The organism is Gardnerella coleohominis (genome assembly GCF_002896555.1).
Taxonomy (GTDB): domain Bacteria; phylum Actinomycetota; class Actinomycetes; order Actinomycetales; family Bifidobacteriaceae; genus Bifidobacterium; species Bifidobacterium vaginale_F.
Genome location: NZ_MNLH01000003.1, coordinates 122147 through 145240, shown reverse-complemented (window position 1 = coordinate 145240; position 23094 = coordinate 122147). Strand labels below are relative to the sequence as shown.

Below are 23094 nucleotides of genomic sequence, written 5' to 3'. Positions count from 1 at the left end.
AGAAATATGGCTGAGCTATCACCTGTAGATGAATCTAAAAAATCATATGCGAATAAAAGTAATGCTGTTCAAAATAGCGCTCACAATACTTCCAAACATACTATTTTCCATGCTCACACATTAAACAATGACGCTTATGAAAATCCTGAAACTCGCAATAAAATAGCAGTTCGCGCGCTTATCCTACTTCTCATATCTTATGTTTTTGGAACTTTATGCTTGCAGGGCTTCAATTTGCTATTTAAGCAAGTCGGATCAGATGTTGGAAGTCCTGAACAATCGTCTTTGATCACAGGTCTGCCTGGAATTATTTTAGGAATCGCATTATTTATTTACGGTTCTTTGGGCGATTTTGTATCGTTGAAAAAACTTGTTACAGTCGGATTGCTAACACTTTTTACAGGCTCAATATTTGGTTTTGTAGCGAATTTTTGTTTCGAGCCACATTTGTGGAGCGTTATTTTAGCTCGTATGATTCAATCTGCAGGCGAACAAGTAACAGGTTCTGCTTATCTAGTAATCGCATCAAAATATTTACGCAATGATCTTAAAGTTATTTTCTTCGGATTATTTACAGCTGGATATCAAATTTCGGCAGCACTTGGCATTTTTACAGCAGGATTATTAAGCTCTATCTCCTGGCAATCATTCTTCTTAATCCCAGCTATCACTATATTCTTCCTACCTGTTTTAAGGCGTTATTTGCCTCAAAATAATGGAAATGGAAATAAGATAGACACTATAGGATTCATGATTTTTGGCACAGCTGTTGCACTTCTCACTGTTTTCTTCTCGTATCATATTTGGTGGATGCTTATTATTTCAATCGGATTATTTATAGTATTTGGAATTTATATCAGTAAAGCTAAAAATCCTTTTGTTGCTCCAGCATTTTTCAAGAACAAACGTTGGATTTCCGCAATGATAGTTCTTATGTTCCTTTATTTCACAAACTATTGTTTCACTCCTATTTTCAACCATTTAGGAGATGAATTATATAAACTAAGCACATCTGACGTAACACACTATATGGTTTTCGCGTTTATTATTGCAGCCTTGGCTGGCACTAGCTCGGGGAAAATAATTGCCCACTTCGGTCGCAAAAATGCTGTTATTATTGCGTCACTATTAATGGCTTTAGGATGGCTTGTTTCAAGCTTATGCGTTATGAGCGGATTCTGGGCACTAACTGTTGGAGCTTGCATATATTACGCAGGCTGCGGTCTTATGTACTCTCCTCTTGTTTCTACAATTTTGGATTCTTTGCCTGTTGAAGAAACTGGACGCGGTTGCGGTATGAATGATCTCGCTATGAGTATTACAACTTCCATTGGAATCGTGATTTTTTACGGTCTTATTGACAATCACACTTTAGAAGGATTCTCGTTTATTGGCGCTAAAGGTTCAGCAGCAGGATTCTCGAATGTTTTGCTTATCGGTTCAATAGTCTCGATATTAGGATTGTTGGTATTTGTGATTAGAAATTATGTGTATTCTAAATTAGACAAAAAAGATAAAAGCAATAACAGTGATAAAAAAAGATAACAAAGTTGAGAAAATAAGAAAAAGTTGAGAAAATAAAAAAGTTGCGGAGAACGCTAGTAGATAAAGATATTAGATATGTCTATTAGATAACAATATTGGACTACTTTAGTAGATAACGATATTGGACGATTAAATACTGCGAAAATAACTACCTACAGCAAATGTTACAAATCTTATTAGAATAAATAATTTGCTCTAATTTAAAAGTTTGTTGTACTATATGTTGGTGAGTTTAAATACTTCACTAAGTTGCTTTGCTATATGAAATTCATATTGCAAAATTCATATTGCGATAAGTTAAAAGGGGTCGATCGGTTTCGACGGCGATCTGTTCGCCGCGGGGAAGCGTGCCGAGAATGCGAAAGTCCACTCGTAAACGTCCTTTCGCAAAAGAATAAGTGCTAAATCTAATCGCACTGAGTTCGCTCTCGCTGCCTGAGCTTCGCGCCAGGATTAACCAGTGAGCAGCTGCTCCGTTCACCCACTCACGTCTTCGGAGTGGTGCTGAACGTCATTAGAAGACTTGCTTGAATTGCCGGGCTTCAGGGCAATTCAGGGACTTTTACTGTAGATATGCTCGCCATGAATTGTCTGCGATAACATGGGGGCAGAAAAACTGCCGTGCGGCCAGCAGACTACGCACGTAGAAGACCGAGGGTACGGTCACCGGACCGGGGTTCAATTCCCCGCGACTCCACCAACGCAATAACGCCACTGCTATACCAGCGTATAACGCAATAGGTACACAGTGGCGTTTTTTGTAGTAAAACCTGAGTTATTTGAGTTATTTGAGTTATTTGAGTTATTTCCTAAAACCCAATGCTTACAAGATTTAAGCTAAGCGTCAAAAGCATCTCCGAGATGATGCTGAGTAGCATGCTCAGCAGTGTCAGAATTATCGCAATCAAACTCCCCCGCGTCCGCAGCATCAACTATCGCGAGCGCAGCTTCCGCAAGATCCGGTCGCAACGCATCCAGCCAGTGGATGCGCGCATCCCTACCAAACCAACCCATTTGTTTGCGCGCAAGTCGTCGAGTTTTCTGCGCAATATCCGCAAAAGCCTCATCCTCGCTCCACACACCATCCAAATAATCCATAATCTGCTGATAGCCAAGAGCACGAACTGCAGTCACACCCAATCGCCCTCGAATTGCGCGCACCTCATCCACAAAACCCTGCTCACGCATAATCCGCGTACGTAAATCCACGCGCTTATCCAAATCTTCACGACGCAAATCTAAGCCAATTTGCACGCAATCAATCACATACTTATACTTCGGAAGCGTTGCGGAATAAGGCTTTCCAGTAAGCTCAATCACTTCAAGCGCGCGAATTGTACGTCGCGGATTGCGCGCATCCATATTAGCCGCAGCAACCGGATCCTTCTGCTTCAACTCATCAAAAAGCGCACCAGCTCCCTCCTTGCGCTCGCGATCCTCCAAAGCGGCTCGAATAGACTCATCCGTGCCCGGGAATGTAATATCATCCACGGCAGCACGCGCATACAATCCAGATCCTCCAACTAAAATCGGCCTCACACCGCGCGATTGCAACTCACTAATACACTGCCTAGCCAAGGTTTGGAAGCGCGCAACCGTCATCGTTTCTTCAGGATCAATAATGTCAAGCAAATGGTGAGGTACTTCCGCCTGCTCCTCCTCACTCGCCTTCGCCGTACCAATATCCATGTAACGATACATTTGATACGCGTCTGCGTTGATGATTTCCGCACGAATCCCACGCTCAGCTAATTTTTTCGCAAGCGCAATACCTAAACTTGTTTTACCGGAAGCTGTAGGACCGACTATTGAAATTACTTTAGGAGCACGATCCTGCTTATTTTCTGACATGCTATACTCCTCAATTTCCCCACAAAATCACATTTCGCTAAATTTTTACTAGCTAAAATTTTCTGTATATTCCTTCTATATTACTTCCATATTTCTTCTATATTTTTATTATTATCACATACTTATTCGAAACTCACTATTTGCTGCACTTTCGTAAATTCACTACACTTTCGTAAATTTATTCTGTTAAATGCCACGCTATCAGCTATTTAGCAGTTTTCTGAGTATTATTAAAAGACGTGATACTTGATCGTCATAATCGCATAAATTCCGCAGAGCTGTATGCTCGCCTGCGAAGCGCTGATGCACTTGAAGCTAACGGTGACTCTATACCATCATTACCTGATGATCAAATAGATGACTTCGTAAACATGATGCAAGTTTATGAAGGCGCAATGTATGAAATAAGCACTAAGCTCGAAATTCTCGACAGTGAATTCCAAGTTCGATTCTCACATGATCCGATTCATCATATGGAAAGACGCTTAAAATCAGTACACTCTATTTTTGAAAAGCTTCATCGTCGTAACCTTGATATTTCCACTCATGCAATCCGCGATAACCTTTTTGACGTTGCTGGAATACGCGTTATTTGCAACTATAGAGATGATGTTTACGCTGTTGCGCAATATCTTTCAGAACAAACAGATATTCAAGTATTGCGAGTAAAGGATTATATTAAAAATCCTAAGCCTAATGGATATAGAAGTTTGCACGTGATTTATGCAGTCCCAGTATTTCTTTCTTCTGGAGCGCATTACACTCCTGTTGAAGTCCAATTCCGTACTATCGCAATGGATTATTGGGCCAGCTTGGAACACGCGTTGCGTTATAAAGCGGATTTGCCGGATAGTAAGCTTGCTGAGCATTCACAAACTTTGCTTGATTGCGCTTGTAATTTGCAAAAAATCGAAGCTCTTATGCAGGGAATTCACCGTGATATTAACGGCACTCCTCGCGTAGAAAATGCTCCACACTCGTAATACGTGCAGTTTAATAAGTGACTTACGTAATAAGCGACTAACACTATACGTGACTTAACACTATATCTACTTTCGCAATACGTGCATTCATATTTTTATAAGGTAAAATTGTTAGTGTTATTCATATAGCAATTATCTATAATAGTATTTGTGTGATTGTTTATTATTAGTGAAATTTATTTAAGAAAAGGAGCGTTATGGCATATTACAACGAAAAATACGAGCAACAATATGGCGACGTTAAACAAACTATAAACACGAATGCAGTTTATGCATACGAGGAAGCAAAACGAACATCTGTAGCAAAAGTCTACGGAGAAATGACAGTAGGCTTGATTGTAACAGCACTAGTTGCAATGTTTTCACAGTCGACTGGCGCTTTTGAACAATTCCTCATCGCGACCGGAAAGTTAGGTTGGATTGGCATCGTATTAGTACAAGTCGCATTGTCTGCTTTCTTGGGAATACGAATTATGAAGATGAACGTAGTATTAGCTAGAATTATTTTCTACGCTTATGCTGCTATAACAGGATTCACTATTAGCATAATATTTGATATTTTCAAAATTAAATCTATTGTAATCGTATTCGCTCTTACAGCAGGATTCTTCTTGTGCTTAACTATGCTTGCACTAACTACAAAAATCAACATGCTTAAAGCTGGACCGATTATTTTTGCTGGATTAATAACACTTGTTATTGCTCAGTTTATTCTTATGTTCCTAACGCCGAGCAACAATGCAATTAAGATAATTTCAGCCATTGGAATATTGGTTTTTGCTGGTCTTACGGCTTATGACGCTCAAAAGACTCGTGCTTTATTTGAAGAATACGATCAGCAACCTGAAGTTATCAAGAGAATATCAATTCTATGCGCTTTGCAACTTTACTTAGACTTCATAAATATGTTCGTCTATCTGTTGCAATTAATTGGAGATAGAAAAGATTAACTCGCGATTAATATTCGATTGATGCGTAGTTGATACAAGGTTAATGCGCGATTAATCAATAATCTATTATGTCTGCTGAGATTTTATGATTTCAGCAGACATTTTATTTATATCCGTTAATACAACAACTAAATTACTGTGCTTTGGGCCCTGAGCAAGCTCGGCGAATTAAAAAAGCTTCAAGCAAAACAACCACACTAATCTGGTCTGCCTGCGTCAATAAAGACACAGACAGACCTCGCTTGCGTTGGAAGCACACTGTGCTTCCAACCCTGAGCAAGCTCGGCGAATTAAAAAAGCTTCAAGCGCACAATGCAGCTTGAAGCTTGGTTAATTCGCGGATGAGGCGAGATTCGAACTCGCGGTAGGTTTCCCTACAACGGTTTTCAAGACCGTCTCCTTAGACCGCTCGGACACCCATCCATTTTGCGCATTAAAGCAATCAAATCACTGCCTTCAATGCACAAGGGTATAGCATATCATCACGTATAGAACGCAACACTCACGCTTCCCACTTAGTAGGCTCAATGACTTCCTTGCCACCCATATAAGCCTGCATAGCCTTTGGAATATCAATCGAACCATCTTCATGCTGATGATTTTCCAAAATAGCCACAAGCCAGCGAGTAGTAGCCAAAGTACCGTTAAGCGTACTAACTGGACGAGTTCCGCCATCTTCCATGCGCTCACGCACATTCAAGCGACGAGCCTGATACTCAGTGCAGTTAGAAGTAGAAGTAAGCTCACGGTAACGACCCTGCGTTGGAACCCAAGCCTCGCAATCAAACTTACGGGCTGCAGAAGAACCAAGGTCACCAGCAGCAGTATCAATAATGCGGTAAGGCACTTCCACCTTAGCAAGCATTTCCTGCTCCATACCGAGCAACTTCTGATGCTCAGCGCGAGAATCTTCCTGCTTGCAATAAACAAACATCTCAACCTTATCGAACTGATGCACGCGAATAATACCAGAAGTATCCTTTCCAGCAGCACCAGCTTCACGACGGTAGCAGCTCGACCAACCGCAATAACGCAAAGCACCATTGCTTAAGTCAAGAATCTCATCCTCGTGCATACCAGCCAAAGCAACCTCGGAGGTACCAACCAAATACTGATCATCTGGCTCGCGCAAACGGTAAATCTCATCCGCATGAGAATTCAAGAAGCCAGTTCCGCGCATAACTTCTGGGCGCACAAGCGTTGGAGTAATCGCAAGCGTAAAACCGTGCTCTTCGGCTTGATCAACAGCCATAGTAAGCATTGCGATTTGCAAGCGAGCCACAGCACCGCGCAAGAAGTAGAAGCGAGAGCCTGCAACCTTCACACCGCGACGCATATCAATTCCAGCAACGCCAGTTCCAAGAGTCAAATGATCCTTTGGCTCAAAACCTTCGGCTGCAAAATCGCGAGGCGTGCCAACCTTCTTAACTACAACGTAGTCGTCTTCTCCGCCTTCTGGCGCTTCATCTTCAACGATGTTAGAAAGCTTCCACATTGCTGTAGTGTAGTCGGCAGTAGCTTTTTCGGATTCAGCCTTGTATTCTGCAACCTTAGAAGCTAATTCTTTAGTTTCAGCAATAAGCGCAGCCTTTTCCTCTGCACTAGCTGTTGCAACCTTCTTACCAATAGCTTTTTGCTCAGCACGAGCGTCTTCAAAAGCCTTAAGAGCGGTTCGGCGCAAGTCATCGCTGCGCAATACTTCATCGACGAGTTCAACGGATTCACCACGCTTGCGCTGCGATTCCTTAACTACGTCGGCATGTTCACGAATAAATTGGATATCAAGCATGACTCCTAGCCTAGTGCCGCAAGACGACAGATGCATATAATAGGTATAAATAGTGCAAATATGACGCAAAGGCGTACCCATTTTACGAAATTCACATGTCTGATGGGGCTGAGCTGTCGGAGTTTCTCTCATCGCAAGATTTTTACATTGCTCTAAGAGAAACTTCGACAGCTCTTGGCATGTTTAGTCTTTTAATCTTCGGCTAATCACCGAGATTTTTCAATTTTTCTTCTTCATTCGATGAATCACCACTTCGTGCTGAGGTTCATCTCATTCAGGGCGAAAAATCTTAAATCTCTGCCTAACTAATAGTAAAGAACGCTTTGTTAATAAAACTTGCAAATAACCTATAACACGATATGAGTCACATATAAATACTTAAGTGTATAATTGTAGAACTTGATTCAATTCACAGCTGAATACAAATATAAATAAACACTAAAAAATAAATAAATACTGGCAAATTTAAAAAATAATAAAAGCAAATATTAAAACAACTATCTAGATCTAATGGGAGCAAAAAATGGCAGTTATGCACGTTAAGCAAGAAGACTTTATGTCTGTTGTACGATCAAATGAAATTGTTTTCGTCGATTTCTGGGCAAAGTGGTGCGCTCCATGTCGAGCATTCGGACCAATTTTTGAAAAGGTAAGTGAAAATCACCCAGAAATAACATTCATTAAGGTAGATATTGACGAGAATCCAGATATAGCCGCAGAAGCTGAAATTCACTCTATTCCAACGATTAAAGTTATAAAGAATTGCGGAGAAATTTGGAATCATCAGGGTTCTGTAACAGCCGAGGTACTTGAACTTGTTGTTGAGGAAGCGAAGAAACTTGACACGAGCGATGAAGATGATAACGAAGATAGCGGCGATAACGGCGATAACGAATAAGACAGCAACGAATAGAACAGCTACGAATATTAAGATAACTACAAAATTAAGACCGCAACAAAGCATAACCGTGCGATTAAATAAACCTTGGAATACCGCCATTCTCTTTGCGTGCGACTAATATACTAGTAGTTATGTCTATTGTTTAACTGATTAATTTTCAATATTGGTTAACGATTAATTAGACTGATTAAATTAATTAGTTAGTGTTTAATTAATTAGATTTGGATTGATTATCGCTTACTTGAAGAGGGAGGGATATGACCAGTCACCGCAAACATACAGTCACGCTTAAATCACTGAGCATGCGTCAGTGGGCAATTTTGATTGCGTCTGTTATAAGCGCGATTGCTTTAGTGGTGCTTGTCGTTGTTTCTCGAAATTTTTACGAGTCATCAGCACCTCAGGCAACTCCTGTAACTTCTTATTCGGCTACAGAAAATCTCACTACGGTTTCTCGTGGCGCAGTTCGTGATGTTCTGAATAGCAATACTTCGTATATTACTGTTGTTATTAATGGGCATCATCGCACAATTTTAGGAACTAATTTTACAGATGTTCGTTCCGTGCTAAACGCTGGAGATATCACGCTTGAGCCTCATGATGTTGTAACGCCTTCTCTTGACACGAAAGTTAAAGAATCAACTGTTATTACAATCCAACGCGAAGGCGCTAAATTAGAAACTTCAGATGACGATATTGCTTTTAACGTTGTCAAAAAGGAAACTGCCGCGCTTCCAAAAGGCACTGAAAAAGTTCAGCAAAATGGCGTTAATGGCGTTATGGAAACAGCTAAGCTTGTTACGCATGTAGGCAAAAAAGTAGTATCTTCTAACATATTTGCATCTTACGTTAAAAAAGCTCCTAAAGATAAGATCATACTTGTTGGAACAGGTGGCGAACTTGCAGGATCGCCAGCAGATATTTCACTCGGAACTACTGTCCCAGCTGGAGAAATGCAAAATTGGGCGCATGATTGGCTTCTTTCCAACGGTTATAGCGAAGCTGATTTTACCGCCACGGTATTTATTATTTCTCACGAATCTGGTTGGCGCGTAAACGCAATGAATCCTTCTGGAGCTTACGGCTTGCCTCAAGCTCTTCCAGGCGGAAAAATGGCTTCTGCAGGCGCTGATTGGGCTACTAATTATCAGACTCAGCTCAAATGGTTCTGGAATTATTGCAATCGTAGATACGGCTCAATACAAGGCGCATACCAGTATTGGATGGTTCATCACAACTACTAATCAGCCTGCTAACTGCCGAATAGTAATAGGTAGATTAGTAACAGACCGAATCGAGATCCCAAAACTAGATTCACAATCTAGACCCCAAAACTAGATTCCAAAGCTACGGCTTAGGCTGAGTTTTGATTTTAAAACTTACTTTCGTATTTACTAAATAAATTAATATTACTTAGTAAAATTATGCGATTACTGTGTATAGACTACTAACTTAAAACTGCACGTTATGTTCAGCATGCTATTTTCCGCATGTTACGACTTGCATGTTATTAGTTTGTTTTACGTCTTCACGCAGTAATCGCTTGATTATTTGTTATCGACTATTGCAGAAAGGATTAAAACGTGCCACTAACATCATGGTTGCATAAAAGCAAATGCGGCAAAACTGAATGCAGCAAATGCGATGATTTAAATCATGATAATTTAAATCATGCTAATTTAAGTCATGCTTTAATAGGCGAAGAAGCGTATAAAGACAATCACCTTACTCGCGCAGCCTTGGTATCACTGGCAATATTAACCTTCATAACATTCATAGGTAACTTCGCTCAGTTACAGCTCACAGCGGCATTGCCTACAATCGTTCGAGAATTCAATATAAGCGTTACAACAGGCCAATGGCTTACTTCAATATTCCAGCTAATTATGGCAATAATGGTGCCGTTAACAGCCTTTTTAACAAGGCGATTTTCCACTAGGCAAATAGTAATAACCTCTATGTGCTTATTCACTGCAGGCTCTATTTTAGCTTGGATAAGCACCGATTTTATTATGGCTCTAATCGGACGTACTCTAGAGGCGATTGGAACCGGAGTCATGTGGCCTGTATTGCAGATTACCGTATTTTCCGTCTACCCTCTTACGCGCAGAGGCATGGCAATGGGCAGCGTGGGTATGGCAATGAGTATCGCCCCGGCAATCGGCCCAACTATTGGCGGTTTGCAAACAGATTTCAACGGCTGGCGCTCAATCTTCTTATCTTTAACCGTAATAGGTTTTATTTCTATAATTCTCTCAGCATTTTTCTTGCATAATTTTGGCGAGCAAGATAAAAATGCGAAAGCTGATTTCTTCTCTGTAAGCCTCTCAGTTATTGGCTTCGGAGGCTTAATGTTTGGATTCACAAATATTGAAGCTTACGGTATTACTCACCCAATGTCGTGGGTGCCAATGATTGTAGGCGGCATTGGAATCATATGGTTTGTAATACGACAATTCCTTGATCAGAAGCGCGGTAAACTCCCCCTTCTTGGCTTAAGCGTGCTTAAAAATAAGTATTTTACAATTGGAACTATTTGCGCGTGCTTAACATTTTTCGCTTTCAGCTCGATTATGGTTCTCATACCGCTTTACATTCAGGATGATCGCGGATTTTCTGCAACTATGAGCGGTCTCATACTGCTTCCTGGAGCTTTCGGCATGGCTATTTCGCAATTCTTAGGCGGACGCATGCTCGATCGTTTTGGAGTCAGACCAGTTGCTATGGCCGGATCTTTGATACTGCTTTTCGGCACCGTGATGATGAGTCTTATAGATATGCACACGTGGATTTGGTGGATTTCTATTTGGCAGTTTACAAGGCAGATTGGCATGGGTTTCCTGCTTATGCCTATAACAACGTGGTCGCTTAACTGCTTGAAGCACGAAGAGCTTGGAGATGGATCTGCTGTAACTAACACTATGAGACAGCTTTGGGGTGCAATAGGCGCTCCCGTACTAGTTGTTACTATGACGGCATTAACTACTTGGCGTCATTCCAACCTTGGCACGGGGCATGCAGCGGATGTTGCTGCTAGCATTTTTGGTGTTCAGTGGACTCTTAGGATCAGTGCGATTATTACAGCTATTATGGCTGTTATCGTGATTCTTGGGGTTAAAGGTGAAGGCGCAGGATCCGCTCACGCCTTAGCTAGAAGGGCGATTGCTAAAATGCGCGTATTGCATATTCCGCATTCTTCCGAGCACAAGGATGTTTTAAACGATCATACTCATCATCAATACTGAATCTTCGATTCGCCGGAGCTGGCACAGAGAGGAAGTCCAACGCAAGCGAAGATGTGAGCAATACATTTTGTTTACGAAACTCGCGTTGGAAGTCCACTGGACTTCCAATCCAAGCGAGTTTCCGCTCCGAATTGCCTTCGCGCGCTATATCGCAGCGCTTAGGCAGGTCGTCGCGCTTACTCAAAGTTGAAAGTCCAGTGCGCTAAGGCAGGTCGTCAGCGCACCATAACCACAACCAAACTCCCAATGCAATACCAAATAAATCACCCTGCCTTCGTCTTTACTGACTCAGGCAGTCCTCGCTTGCGTTGAAAGTCCACTGGACTTTCAACCCTGAGCAAGCTCGGCGCTCCGAATTGCTTTTGCACACTACATTCTAAGTGCAAAAGCAGGTCGTCGCGCCAGCAATCCTTATCCCTCACTAGTATCCTGTTCTTGGTTTTGTGGACTTAGGTACCAGATAAGTAAACAAATTCGGGGTAGGGTTCTTGGTTTTGTTTACTTGAAGTAAAGTTCTAAATCTCAAATCTCTGCCTAACTAATAGAAGTACAGTGTGCTGCACTTTAGGGACCCTCATGCAGAAATAAAACTGCGCGAGGGTCGGATTTTGCCAATCTTTTGACACTGGCGCAGTTGGCGCTCGCGAGGATTACGCGCTCGCTTACGAAACTCCCCCAATGCAATACCAAATAAATCACCCTGCCTTCGTCAATAAAAACGAACACAAGACGATTTATCTGATCGTTTGAAACTAGGTTACGAAAACCAGCTAAAACATCACATCAAACATATAAAATCGTATGTAAACCATAAATTCACAAATTAATATCAAGGCAATTAATAAAACTTCACGCGCAAAGGAGGGGAAATGACAGCGACAACAGTAACTACGATAAATACAAGCATAATAGACTCAAATACGACATCTGCAAAAACTGTAATATCTGAAAAGCCTTCAAAAGCATCAAAAAACACGAAGTCAAATCACCCTTCTGCACTAACTCCCTCGATTGTGCAAAAACTTTGCGCGCCAGTCGCGAGAAAACTCGGCGTAAAAGAACTATACTTGTTCGGATCTGTTGCTAAAGGAACAGCAAATCAGAACTCAGACGTGGATTTTATATACGAAATGCAAAACGATTCAAGTATAGATTGCGAAACCGCTTACATCGTTAGCAAAAAGCAAATGCTCACGGAAGCACTATCTAAATGCTTAGGCAGAAAAATCGACCTTGTTAACAAACGTTACGTAACACAACCGCTAGTAAACGAAGATGCCGAACTTCAGCGAAAAGCGTTCGTAACAGAAATCAACACTCAACCAATTTTCCAAATTGTGTGAAATTGACTTTTTGAAACTTAAACTAATCTATTTAAAACGTAGCACACGCAAATAATCAAAGGCCAAACAATGAGCAAAGCCAGCAAATCAAACGACATGGTTCATGTTGCAGCGATACGCAAATACTTGCGCGCTGCCACTAAATTTATAAGCGATGTTCCTTTTAATCAGTTTGCCAAGGACGAAGAAAAACAATATGCCGTAGCTCATGCAATTGAGCAAGCTGGCGAACATGTGAAAAAGCTCTCGAAATCATTCCGTGAAAATACTAACGATATTGAATGGAAGAAAATCGCTGGAATGCGTGACTGCATTGTGCACAATTATGAAGGAATAGACTTGGAGCTTTTATACACGTCAGTGTCACGCGACTCTAAACAAGTTATTGAAATTCTCACAGAATATATCAACAAAAACAAAAGCTCTTATTCAGACGATTTGCTTGATTTTACTCGTGTAAACAAATTAGGCAACTAAAGATTTTAAAAACTTGCTAACACTTACCAACGCTCAGGCAGGTCGTCAGCGCACCATAACCACAACCAAATTCCCAATGCAATACCAAATAAATCACCCTGCCTTCGTCTTTACGGACTCAGGCAGTCCTCGCTTGCGTTGAAAGTCCACTGGACTTTCAACTTTGAGCAAGCTCAGCGCTCCGAGTTGCTTTCGTGCGCGCAATGCTGCACTCAAGCAGGTCGGAGCGCAAAAAACGACCCAACCAACAGAACGCGCTAAAATAACGCAATCTGCTAGTTGAGCCGTTTCAAATATTTGACCCTAGCTTAAAAACTCAAAGCCAAATCTCGACAAAGGCCTTAATTAATAAGCCTTAGCCACCAACTAGTTAATCCTAATCGTTGTAATCGCTCTGACCACCCTGATCGTCAAGGTAATCATCTGGATTAAACTCATCGCCAATGGCCATGTCACCAAAATCGATGTTAGAGAAGTCAACTTCACCCATATCGGTTGCACCGAAGTTAGACGGAGTATTGTCAACGTTCCCCAAACCAAAGTTTGGATACATGCGCTCACGTGCTTCCGGAGTTGCATCTACGTGAGAATTGCGGTAACGAGCCAAACCAGTACCAGCTGGGATGAGCTTACCGATAATCACGTTCTCCTTCAAGCCCTTAAGATCATCTTCCTTCTGGCTCAAAGCAGCTTCAGTAAGAACGCGAGTAGTTTCCTGGAACGATGCGGCGGAAAGCCACGAATCAGTAGCCAAGGAAGCCTTAGTGATACCCATAAGTTCTGGTCGACCAGCAGCAGGCTTGCCACCATTCTTCACAGTCTCGAGATTAATCTCACGGAACTTAGTCTGATCAATAAGCTCGCCTGGAAGCAAATCGGTATCTCCAGAGTCAATCACAGTAATACGACGAAGCATTTGGTGAACAATAACCTCAATATGCTTATCGTGAATATCTACACCCTGCGAACGATACACATTGTGAACTTCTTCAACAATGTTGACCTGAGCTGCACGAGTACCGAGAATTCGAAGAATCTTCTTAGGATCCACAGAACCCTCAATAAACTGCGTACCAACTTCAACATGCTCATGATCCTTCACAAGCATTGGAGCGCGGCGAGTTACTGGATACTCGATTGGTTCCACGGTCGTATCATCTGGAATCAGCTTAACAATGCGACCCTGAGTTGGGCTATCCTGAATTTCAACAGTTCCAGAGAACTCAGCGATTGGAGCCTCGCCCTTAGGAGTACGAGCTTCGAAAAGCTCCGTAACACGAGGAAGACCCTGCGTAATATCAGAAGCAGAAGCAACACCACCGGAGTGGAAGGAACGAAGTGTTAACTGCGTACCAGGTTCACCAATGGACTGTGCTGCAACAATACCAACAGCTTCACCAACGTCAACCAAAGAGCTTGTAGCCAAAGACCAGCCATAGCACTTTGCACAAACGCCACGCTTGGATTCGCAAGTGAGCACGGAACGAGCCTTAACTTCTTCAACACCGTGAGCAACCAAATCGCGAAGCACAGACATAGAGAGTGCATCTCCACGCTTTGCCAACACTGTTGTTCCATCTGAAGGGTCAATCACGTCTGCAGCAAGCAAACGAGAGTATGGACCACCATCAGCGGCTTTTACAAGAGTTAAGTTGCCGTCAGCATCACGATCAGCAATCTTCATGTCAAGACCACGCTTAGTACCGCAATCTTCTTCACGAACGATAACTTCCTGAGAAACATCAACAAGCTTACGAGTCAAGTAACCAGATTCTGCTGTACGAAGTGCGGTATCTGCCAAGCCCTTACGAGCACCGTGCTGAGAAATGAAGTACTCCAAGACGGAAAGGCCATCGCGGTAATTCGACTTCACAGGACGAGGAATAATCTCACCCTTAGGGTTAGCCACCAAACCACGCATACCAGCAATCTGACGAATCTGCATCCAGTTACCACGTGCGCCTGACTGAACCATGATGTTCACATTGTTATCATCATGGAAGTTCTCACGCATGGCTTCTGCAACCTTATCAGTGCACTCAGTCCACAAGTTGATCAACTCTTGACGACGTTCCTCATCGGTTAAATCACCAATGGTCTCGTAGCGCATGTTAATCTTTGCGGCCTGATCCTCATAATATTGCGCAATTTCTTCACGATTTGGAGGAAGAACAATATCAGAGAATGCCATAGTTACGCCAGACCATGGAGCGCGAGTGAAGCCAAGATCCTTCAAAGCATCCAATGTGGCTGCAACTTGCGCTGTTGGGTAACGCGTAGCAATATCGTCAACGATCTTAGAAAGCACGCCCTTAGGTACTTGCATGTTTACGAATGGATAATCCACTGGCAAAGTTTCGTTGAACAACACGCGTCCATAAGACGTTGCGAACAAAACAGTTCCATCGGAGAATCGCTCTTCGTGAACGACTTCTGAGCTACCTGGTTCAGGATCCACAACCTTCAAATCTCCTGGCTCCCAATTTTCAGGAAGCACGAAATCCTTAGGCATACGAATCAAAACCTTGGCTTGCATATCAATCTCATGCTTGTCGAGAGCCATTTGAGCTTCAGCGAGCGAAGAGAATATGCGACCTTGACCCTTGGCACCGTCAATTACGGTAGACAAGTAGTAAAGACCCAAAATCATATCCTGAGATGGCATAGTCACAGTGTGACCGTCTGCTGGCTTCAAAATATTGTCAGATGCCATCATCAAAGTACGAGCTTCAGCTTGAGCTTCAGCAGAAAGAGGTAAGTGGACTGCCATCTGGTCACCATCGAAGTCAGCGTTGAATGCTGCGCAAGCAAGTGGTGGCAAGTGGATTGCTTTACCTTCAACCAAAATTGGCTCAAATGCCTGAATACCCAAGCGGTGAAGTGTAGGAGCGCGGTTAAGAAGAACTGGATGCTCGGAAATAACTTCTTCCAAAACACTCCAAACTTCAGAATCGCCGCGATCTACCAAGCGCTTAGCGCTCTTCATATTCTGGGCAAATCCTTGATCTACCAAACGCTTAATAACGAATGGCTTGAACAATTCCAAAGCCATTGGCTTAGGCAAACCGCATTGATGCATGCGCAAGCTTGGGCCGACGACGATTACGGAACGACCAGAATAATCTACACGCTTACCAAGCAAGTTCTGACGGAATCGACCTTGCTTACCTTTAAGCATATCTGAAAGCGACTTTAATGGGCGGTTTGACGCGCCAGTTACAGGGCGACCGCGACGACCATTATCGAAGAGCGAATCAACAGCTTCCTGAAGCATACGCTTTTCGTTATTAAGCATGATCTCAGGAGCGCCAAGCTCAATAAGTCGCTTCAAACGATTGTTTCGATTAATAACGCGACGATACAAATCGTTCAAATCAGAAGTTGCAAAACGGCCACCATCAAGCTGAACCATTGGTCGCAAATCTGGTGGAATAACTGGAATAACATCCAAAACCATAGCTTCTGGCTTATTGCCAGTGGTTAAGAACGCGTTCACAACCTTCAATCGCTTCAAAGCGCGAGCCTTACGCTGACCAGAGCCAGTGTCGATTTCTTCACGAAGTTCTGCAGCAGCAGCCTTCAAATCGAAATCTTGCAAACGCTTCTTAATAGCTTCAGCACCCATGCATCCCTGGAAGTAATCGCCATAACGATCTTCCATTTCACGCCATAGGTCTACATCGCCTTCCATATCGCCTGGGCGAATTTCCTTAAAGCGGCTGAAGACTGCATCCAAACGCTTAATTTGTTCGTCGTAACGCTGGCGGATTGCAGACATTTCGCGTTCTGCGCTAGAACGAAGCTTAGCCTTTGAAGCACCTTTAGCTTCGCCTGATTCTTCAAGCTCACGCAAATCTTCTTCAACCTTTTTAGCGCGAGATTCTATTTCGTTATCACGACGCTTTTCAAGGTTTGCGATTTCTGTATCGAACTCGTCCTGCAAATCAGGCATATCCTGCTGACGCTGCTCAACATCTACACTTGTAACCATATAGGCTGCAAAATAGATAACCTTTTCCAAGTTCTTTGGAGCAATGCCAAGCAAGTAACCCAAACGGCTAGGAACACCTTTGAAGAACCAAATGTGTGTAACCGGAGCTGCAAGCTCGATATGACCCATGCGCTCACGACGAACGCGGCTACGAGTAACCTCAACGCCGCATCGCTCGCACACAATGCCCTTAAAACGAACGCGCTTATACTTACCGCATGCGCATTCCCAATCCCTAGTCGGACCGAAGATCTGCTCACCGAACAGACCATCTTTTTCCGGCTTCAAGGTACGGTAATTAATGGTTTCTGGCTTCTTTACTTCACCGTGGCTCCATCCGCGAATGTCGTCAGCGGTAGCCAGCCCAATCCTCAATTTGTCAAATGTGTTGACGTCCAGCACTCTTATTGTCCTGTCTGTGAAATTTTTTACGTTTTACTATCACATAAGTGCGGCTATAGCCGATCACTGATATTCCGGCTCAGAAATGATTTGATCTTCCTTGGCAGACGAATCTGGTCGTGCACCAATGTTAAAGCCCAAATCATCTGAGGACGAAACAGGATCGTCTTCTTCATCCTTCATGTCAATTGCAACGCCATCAGCGTTTAACACCTCAACATTCAAGGAGAGCGACTGCATTTCCTTAAGAAGCACCTTGAAGGATTCAGGAATACCGGCAGGCGGCAAATTCTGACCCTTCACGATTGCGCCATATACGCGCACACGACCCGAAACATCATCAGACTTAGTAGTCATCATTTCGTGCAATGTGTACGAAGCACCATAAGCCTCAAGAGCCCAAACTTCCATTTCGCCGAAGCGCTGGCCACCGAACTGAGCCTTACCACCCAACGGCTGCTGGGTAATCATTGAGTACGGACCAGTGGAACGGGCGTGAATCTTATCATCAACCAAGTGATGCAGCTTCAAGATGTACATGTAACCAACGGAAATTGGCTTAGTGAAAGGCTCACCAGTACGGCCGTCATAAAGCACTGCTTTACCATCAGGGCCAACAAGCTTATTGCCATCAGCATCCTTCAAAGTTGTGCTTAACAAGCCCTTCAAAGTTTCTGGACGAACGCCATCGAATACTGGGGTTGCAACTGGAGTTCCAGGATCGCCGTGTTCAGCGCCCTGTGGAACATATTTCTTCCAAGCAGCTTCCAAATCTGGATCCAAGTTAATATCCCAACCAGCGTGAGCAATCCAACCCAAGTGAAGCTCGAGCACCTGGCCCAAGTTCATTCGAGAAGGCACACCCAATGGGTTAAGCATGATGTCAACTGGAGTACCATCAGCTAAGAATGGCATATCTTCTTCTGGCAAAATGCGGGAAATAACACCCTTGTTGCCGTGTCGACCGGAAAGCTTATCGCCTTGTGTAATCTTACGATGCTGAGCAATGTAAACGCGAATCATTTGATTCACGCCGTTTGGAAGCTCGTCGCCATCGTCTTCAGCGTCTTCACGAGTGATTTCCTTAACTGCAATAACAGTACCGGTTTCGCCGTGTGGCACGCGCAAAGAAGTATCACGAACTTCGCGGCTCTTTTCGCCGAAGATTGCGCGGAGCAAACGCTCTTCTGGTGTAAGCTCAGTTTCACCCTTAGGAGTTACCTTACCGACCAAAATATCGCCTGCTTCAACCTCAGCACCGATGCGGATAATACCGCGCTCGTCGAGGTTTGCAATAGCATCTTCGCCAACGTTTGGCAAATCACGAGTAATCTCTTCAGAACCGAGCTTAGTTTCACGAGCGTCGATTTCGTATTCTTCAATGTGAATTGAAGAAAGCGTATCGTCTTGTACTAAGCGCTGAGAAATAATAACAGCATCCTCGTAGTTGTAACCATTCCATGGCATGAATGCAACAAGCAAATTCTTACCCAAAGCAAGTTCGCCCTTATCTGTTGCAGGACCATCTGCCAAAACAGTACCAGCTTCAACACGTTCGCCATCTTTAATAAGTGGAACTTGGTTGTAGCAAGTAGTCTGGTTAGAACGCTGGAACTTAGAAAGCTTGTAGCTGGACTGAGTGCCATCATCGTTCATAACGCGAATAATATCTGCGGAAACGTAAGTTACAACACCTGGCTTTTCAGCTAAGATTACATCGCCAGAATCAACTGCTGCACGCCATTCAGAACCGGTACCAACAAGTGGTCGCTCGGACTTAATAAGAGGCACAGCCTGACGCTGCATGTTAGTACCCATCAAAGCACGGTGGCCTTCATCATGCTCCAAGAATGGAATCAAAGAAGCACCCAAGGAAACCATCTGGCGTGGGGAAACATCCATGTAGTCAACGCTTCCGACTGGCACATCGACTGCCTCTTCTTCATCGATACGAGCAAGTGCTTGAGTACCAACAAAGTTGCCGTTTTCGTCGAGTTCCTGGTTTGCCTGTGCAATAACATGCTCGGCTTCACGATCTGCAGTCATGTATTCAACTTCGTTCGTTACATGACCATTCACTACCTTACGGTATGGAGTTTCGATGAAACCGAATGGGTTGATTCGTCCGAAGGTTGCCAAAGAACCAATAAGACCGATGTTTGGACCTTCTGGGGATTCGATTGGGCACATACGTCCGAAGTGGGATGGGTGCACGTCTCGAACTTCCATGGAAGCACGATCTGGAGAAAGACCACCAGGACCGAGTGCAGAAAGACGACGCTTATTAGTAACGCCTGCCAATGGGTTATTTTGATCCATGAACTGGCTTAACTTAGAAGTTCCGAAGAACTCCTTAATAGTAGCGTTAACTGGGCGAATGTTAATCAAGGACTGTGGAGTAATAGCTTCAGCATCCTGAGTGGTCATACGCTCGCGAACAACGCGCTCCATACGGCTTAAACCAGTACGAAGCTGGTTTTGCACCAATTCACCAACCTGGCGAATACGACGATTGCCGAAGTGATCAATATCGTCAACTTCTACGCGCAATTGCACATCTTTGCCATCGCGCTTACCTGGGAATGTCTGCTCGCTCTGTGCCAAAGCTGCAGCTTTATCAGCCGGATTAGTGGCCTTCAAAGCAGTATTCTTAGCAGTAGCATTAGAATGCAAAGTAACCAAGTACTTAATAGTCGCAATAATATCTTCGCGATTCAAACTGCGATCGTTGTAATCAGCTTCCAAACCAAGCTTACGATTAATCTTGTAACGGCCAACTCGAGCCAAATCGTAACGCTTAGTATTGAAGTAGAAGGAATCGAGCAAAGTATGGCCAGCTTCTGGAGTTGCCGTATCTGCCGGACGAATCTTACGATACAAATCCGTTAATGCTTCATCCTGAGTTTCAATAACTTCCTTATCAAGTGCATCAAGCACCAAAGGATATCCCTTGAAAGCTTCAGCAATCTCTGGCTTAGTCATACCGATTGCCATTAAGAATACGATTGCAGACTGCTTACGCTTACGATCTACTCGTACGCCCAAGAAGTCGCGCTTATCGATTTCAAATTCCAACCATGCTCCACGGCTTGGAATAATTTTGGCACCGTAAACATCTTTGTCAGAAGTGCGATCCTGAGTGCAATCAAAATACACGCCTGGAGAACGCACTAACTGTGAAACGATTACACGCTCTGTACCTCCAATAATGAAAGTACCGTGTGGAGTTTGCAATGGGAAATCACCCATGAAAACAGTCTGGCTCTTAATTTCGCCAGTCTCGCCGTTTTCAAATTCAGCATTCACATAAAGTGGTGCAGAATATGTGTAATCCTTTTCCTTGCATTCCAACACCGTATGGCGTGGCTCTTCAAAATATGGGTCTGAGAACGTGAGGCTCATTGTTTGAGCAAAGTTCTCAATAGGGGAAATTTCCTGGAATACTTCATCTAAACCAGAAATATGAGGCACTGTGTGAGTACCGTTTGCTTCATCTTCTTCAACGCGCTTCTTCCAGCGGTCTGAACCGATCAACCAATCAAAGCTGTCGGTTTGTACACCGAGAAGGTATGGCACATCGATAGTCTCACAAATGGAGCCAAAATTCACACGATCTGACGCTTTGTGCAACTTGATGTCGTGTTCGTCAGCACGTGCGATGACTTTAGTGGTGCTCGTCGTAGCTTGTTCAGCAGCCAATGGACGTTCCTTATCGCTCGCTATTACCTATACATGCGCGTAAACGCATGCGTGAACTCTGAAAAACCTAAGAAACACCAACGCAAAACACGTTAAAATAATGTGCTAAAACACGTTAAAATAATGCGCAAATGCGGGCGACTTCTTTGGCTTATTCAGTATGCCCGCTATATGACACACCGTATACAGACTGTCTATTTTACAAGCACATTGCGACTATTTTTCGCCATTTTTCGCGGCGTGTTGCGGATTTAAATTAACTTATTTAATCCCAGTTACCTTAATCTAAATCGATTCGACTAATTAACATTCACAACTATCGAATCACTTTGTAAGCCTGGTATATCTTTCTGGAAAATCCTAACAACATAAGGCCCGCGATTAACTTTCGGCATATTATCTTTATCAACACAGCCGACGCCACGAGTCGCATCCGTATCCCAAGTAAATTTTTTATCAAAATGATCGCCTTGAGCCATAAGTAAAGGCTTATCTATCACAGGGCAAACATCCGAACGCCATATATCAGTTGAATTAGAATCCTTCGTATCTTTCGCATCTTTCTCAGACTTATTCTTGCCGCTATTGGCAGAATTATCTTTAGCAGAATTATCTTTGGCAGAATTATCTTTGGATTTATTATCCTTGGACTTACTATCTTTAGACTTAGAATCCTTTTTCTTTGCGCTATTTTTGCCATTTGCGCTATTTGCATTCGAACCCGAAGAATCACTGATCGCCAGAATCAGATGATCTGGAGCTGCATTAACTAAACATGAGCCAGTGCCAACAAAAATCAAATTAGCTTTAAAATCAACACTTCCGCCCATCGGCACATTTTGAGATTTTGCAGAAAGCTCCAAACGCAAATCCTTACTAGTACAAGGACGAGTAAGACTTGCAGGACGAGGATCCGGTACGGCTTTACGAGCAATATCAACATTATGCGTTTTAAAAATTTCACCACTTATAGCAGAAAAACCCTTAGAAATACTTACAACGCAAAAAATCGCCAAAGCTAAAATAAGAACGGCAACAACACCAACAAAGATCCTACGGCGCATATACATAGACTGCTTCTTAGCGTAAGCAGACTGTTTCTTAGCGCTAGCCATCGTTCGCTTTTTAGTGCGAGGATTACTGCGCTTTGAAATCTTGCGCATTAGTTGTGGTAATTGTATGCCCATATCTTCTATTGTAATGCATTGATTGAAATGAAATAAAATACTTAAACTAAGCTACTTATTTGAGCAAATTTTAATTGCCGCCAACAAAATTAAGCTGTCTCCACGCTTCGTAAACAGCTATTGACGCGCAATTAGCCAAATTCAAACTACGCAATGCCGGTCGCATAGGCAGACGCACCTGTTCAGCAACATGAGGGCCAGCCATAATATCCATAGGATCAGGAATATCACCTGGCTCAGGTCCAAAAAGCAAAATATCAGTTGGCTTATACTCAATATCCGTATAAAGTTTCGTGGCATTAGCAGTAAACGCAATAATGCGAGAATTTGGCATAGATTCAACAAGATTATTGAAATCAGGATGTATTACAACATGAGCCATATCATGGTAATCTAATCCGGCGCGGCGCAATTTCGTATCATGCAAATTGAATCCCAATGGCTCAACCAAATGCAAAATAGTGCCAGTCACAGCACACAATCGAATAGCAGAACCAGTATTTCCTGGAATCCTTGGAGAATAGAAGCATAAATGAGGAGTGTGCGTCTGCTTTTTAGCAGCATCATCCGCGCTAAGCATAGCGTCAACAACGCTAATAGGATTACCATGCGCATCAGTTACAAGCTCATCTGGACCATAATTCGATTTGCGGTAACCATATTCGTACATTTGTTGCACGCGCTGTACTGGTTTTTCATTCGTAGAAGATTTGCACATATCACTATTTTCT

Annotated in this window: 14 protein-coding genes, 1 tRNA gene and 1 other RNA gene; 9 read left to right on the top strand and 7 right to left on the bottom strand. The window is 43.1% G+C overall.

Annotated elements, in window-relative coordinates:
- Positions 1 to 6: 6 nt before the first annotated feature.
- Together BFS05_RS04010 and ssrA are read left to right on the top strand one after the other, a co-directional pair.
- Positions 7 to 1545 carry an MFS transporter gene (locus BFS05_RS04010; RefSeq protein WP_103084706.1) on the top strand — a complete coding sequence of 513 codons (1539 nt, stop codon included), beginning with the start codon at positions 7 to 9 and terminating at the stop codon, positions 1543 to 1545.
- A gap of 303 nt (positions 1546 to 1848) precedes the next feature.
- Positions 1849 to 2245, top strand: a transfer-messenger RNA (tmRNA) gene (gene ssrA, locus BFS05_RS04005).
- A 137-nt stretch (positions 2246 to 2382) separates the two neighbouring features.
- On the opposite strand, the gene miaA is transcribed toward ssrA, so the two are convergent.
- Positions 2383 to 3396 carry a tRNA (adenosine(37)-N6)-dimethylallyltransferase MiaA gene (miaA, locus tag BFS05_RS04000; RefSeq protein ID WP_103084705.1) on the bottom strand — a complete coding sequence of 338 codons (1014 nt, stop codon included), beginning with the start codon at positions 3394 to 3396 and terminating at the stop codon, positions 2383 to 2385.
- 278 nt (positions 3397 to 3674) lie between these two features.
- Between miaA and BFS05_RS03995 the strand changes: the two genes are divergently transcribed.
- Together BFS05_RS03995 and BFS05_RS03990 are read left to right on the top strand one after the other, a co-directional pair.
- Entirely contained in the window at positions 3675 to 4379 is a 705-nt protein-coding gene (locus tag BFS05_RS03995; protein ID WP_374703767.1) for a GTP pyrophosphokinase, read from the top strand.
- 197 nt (positions 4380 to 4576) lie between these two features.
- On the top strand, positions 4577 to 5329 hold the full coding sequence (locus BFS05_RS03990; protein WP_103084703.1) for a Bax inhibitor-1/YccA family protein: 753 nt from the start codon (positions 4577 to 4579) through the stop codon (positions 5327 to 5329).
- Between the two features lie 338 nt (positions 5330 to 5667).
- On the opposite strand, the gene BFS05_RS03985 is transcribed toward BFS05_RS03990, so the two are convergent.
- Both BFS05_RS03985 and serS read right to left on the bottom strand, forming a co-directional pair.
- Positions 5668 to 5752 (bottom strand) — tRNA-Ser (locus tag BFS05_RS03985).
- 79 nt (positions 5753 to 5831) lie between these two features.
- The gene (serS, locus tag BFS05_RS03980; RefSeq protein ID WP_103084702.1) at positions 5832 to 7118 is read right to left on the bottom strand and encodes a serine--tRNA ligase; all 1287 of its coding nucleotides are present in this window, start codon (positions 7116 to 7118) and stop codon (positions 5832 to 5834) included.
- A 523-nt stretch (positions 7119 to 7641) separates the two neighbouring features.
- Between serS and BFS05_RS03975 the strand changes: the two genes are divergently transcribed.
- The 5 genes from BFS05_RS03975 to BFS05_RS03955 all read left to right on the top strand — a co-directional run bounded on the left by BFS05_RS03975 (position 7642) and on the right by BFS05_RS03955 (position 13084).
- The gene (locus BFS05_RS03975; protein WP_103084701.1) at positions 7642 to 8016 is read left to right on the top strand and encodes a thioredoxin family protein; all 375 of its coding nucleotides are present in this window, start codon (positions 7642 to 7644) and stop codon (positions 8014 to 8016) included.
- Positions 8017 to 8276: 260 nt separating this feature from the next.
- The gene (locus BFS05_RS03970) at positions 8277 to 9263 is read left to right on the top strand and encodes a G5 domain-containing protein (RefSeq protein ID WP_103084700.1); all 987 of its coding nucleotides are present in this window, start codon (positions 8277 to 8279) and stop codon (positions 9261 to 9263) included.
- Between the two features lie 450 nt (positions 9264 to 9713).
- Positions 9714 to 11264, top strand: coding sequence for an MDR family MFS transporter (locus BFS05_RS03965; RefSeq protein ID WP_258004253.1), 1551 nt, complete (start codon positions 9714 to 9716; stop codon positions 11262 to 11264).
- A gap of 869 nt (positions 11265 to 12133) precedes the next feature.
- A complete protein-coding gene (locus tag BFS05_RS03960) occupies positions 12134 to 12607 on the top strand; it encodes a nucleotidyltransferase family protein (RefSeq protein WP_103084699.1) in 474 nt (157 codons plus the stop codon).
- A 69-nt stretch (positions 12608 to 12676) separates the two neighbouring features.
- Positions 12677 to 13084, top strand: coding sequence for a HepT-like ribonuclease domain-containing protein (locus tag BFS05_RS03955; protein ID WP_103084698.1), 408 nt, complete (start codon positions 12677 to 12679; stop codon positions 13082 to 13084).
- Between the two features lie 376 nt (positions 13085 to 13460).
- Here BFS05_RS03955 and BFS05_RS03950 read toward each other — a convergent pair whose 3' ends face one another.
- From BFS05_RS03950 to BFS05_RS03935, 4 genes are all read right to left on the bottom strand, one after another.
- Complete coding sequence (locus BFS05_RS03950; RefSeq protein WP_103084697.1) at positions 13461 to 17477, bottom strand: DNA-directed RNA polymerase subunit beta'; 4017 nt, start codon at positions 17475 to 17477, stop codon at positions 13461 to 13463.
- Positions 17478 to 17540: 63 nt separating this feature from the next.
- Positions 17541 to 21176 carry a DNA-directed RNA polymerase subunit beta gene (rpoB, locus tag BFS05_RS03945; protein WP_103084696.1) on the bottom strand — a complete coding sequence of 1212 codons (3636 nt, stop codon included), beginning with the start codon at positions 21174 to 21176 and terminating at the stop codon, positions 17541 to 17543.
- Positions 21177 to 21475: 299 nt separating this feature from the next.
- Positions 21476 to 22291 carry a peptide ABC transporter permease gene (locus BFS05_RS03940; RefSeq protein WP_258004240.1) on the bottom strand — a complete coding sequence of 272 codons (816 nt, stop codon included), beginning with the start codon at positions 22289 to 22291 and terminating at the stop codon, positions 21476 to 21478.
- Positions 22292 to 22433: 142 nt separating this feature from the next.
- Positions 22434 to 23081, bottom strand: coding sequence for a tRNA (cytidine(34)-2'-O)-methyltransferase (locus BFS05_RS03935; RefSeq protein ID WP_103084694.1), 648 nt, complete (start codon positions 23079 to 23081; stop codon positions 22434 to 22436).
- Positions 23082 to 23094 lie beyond the last annotated feature (13 nt).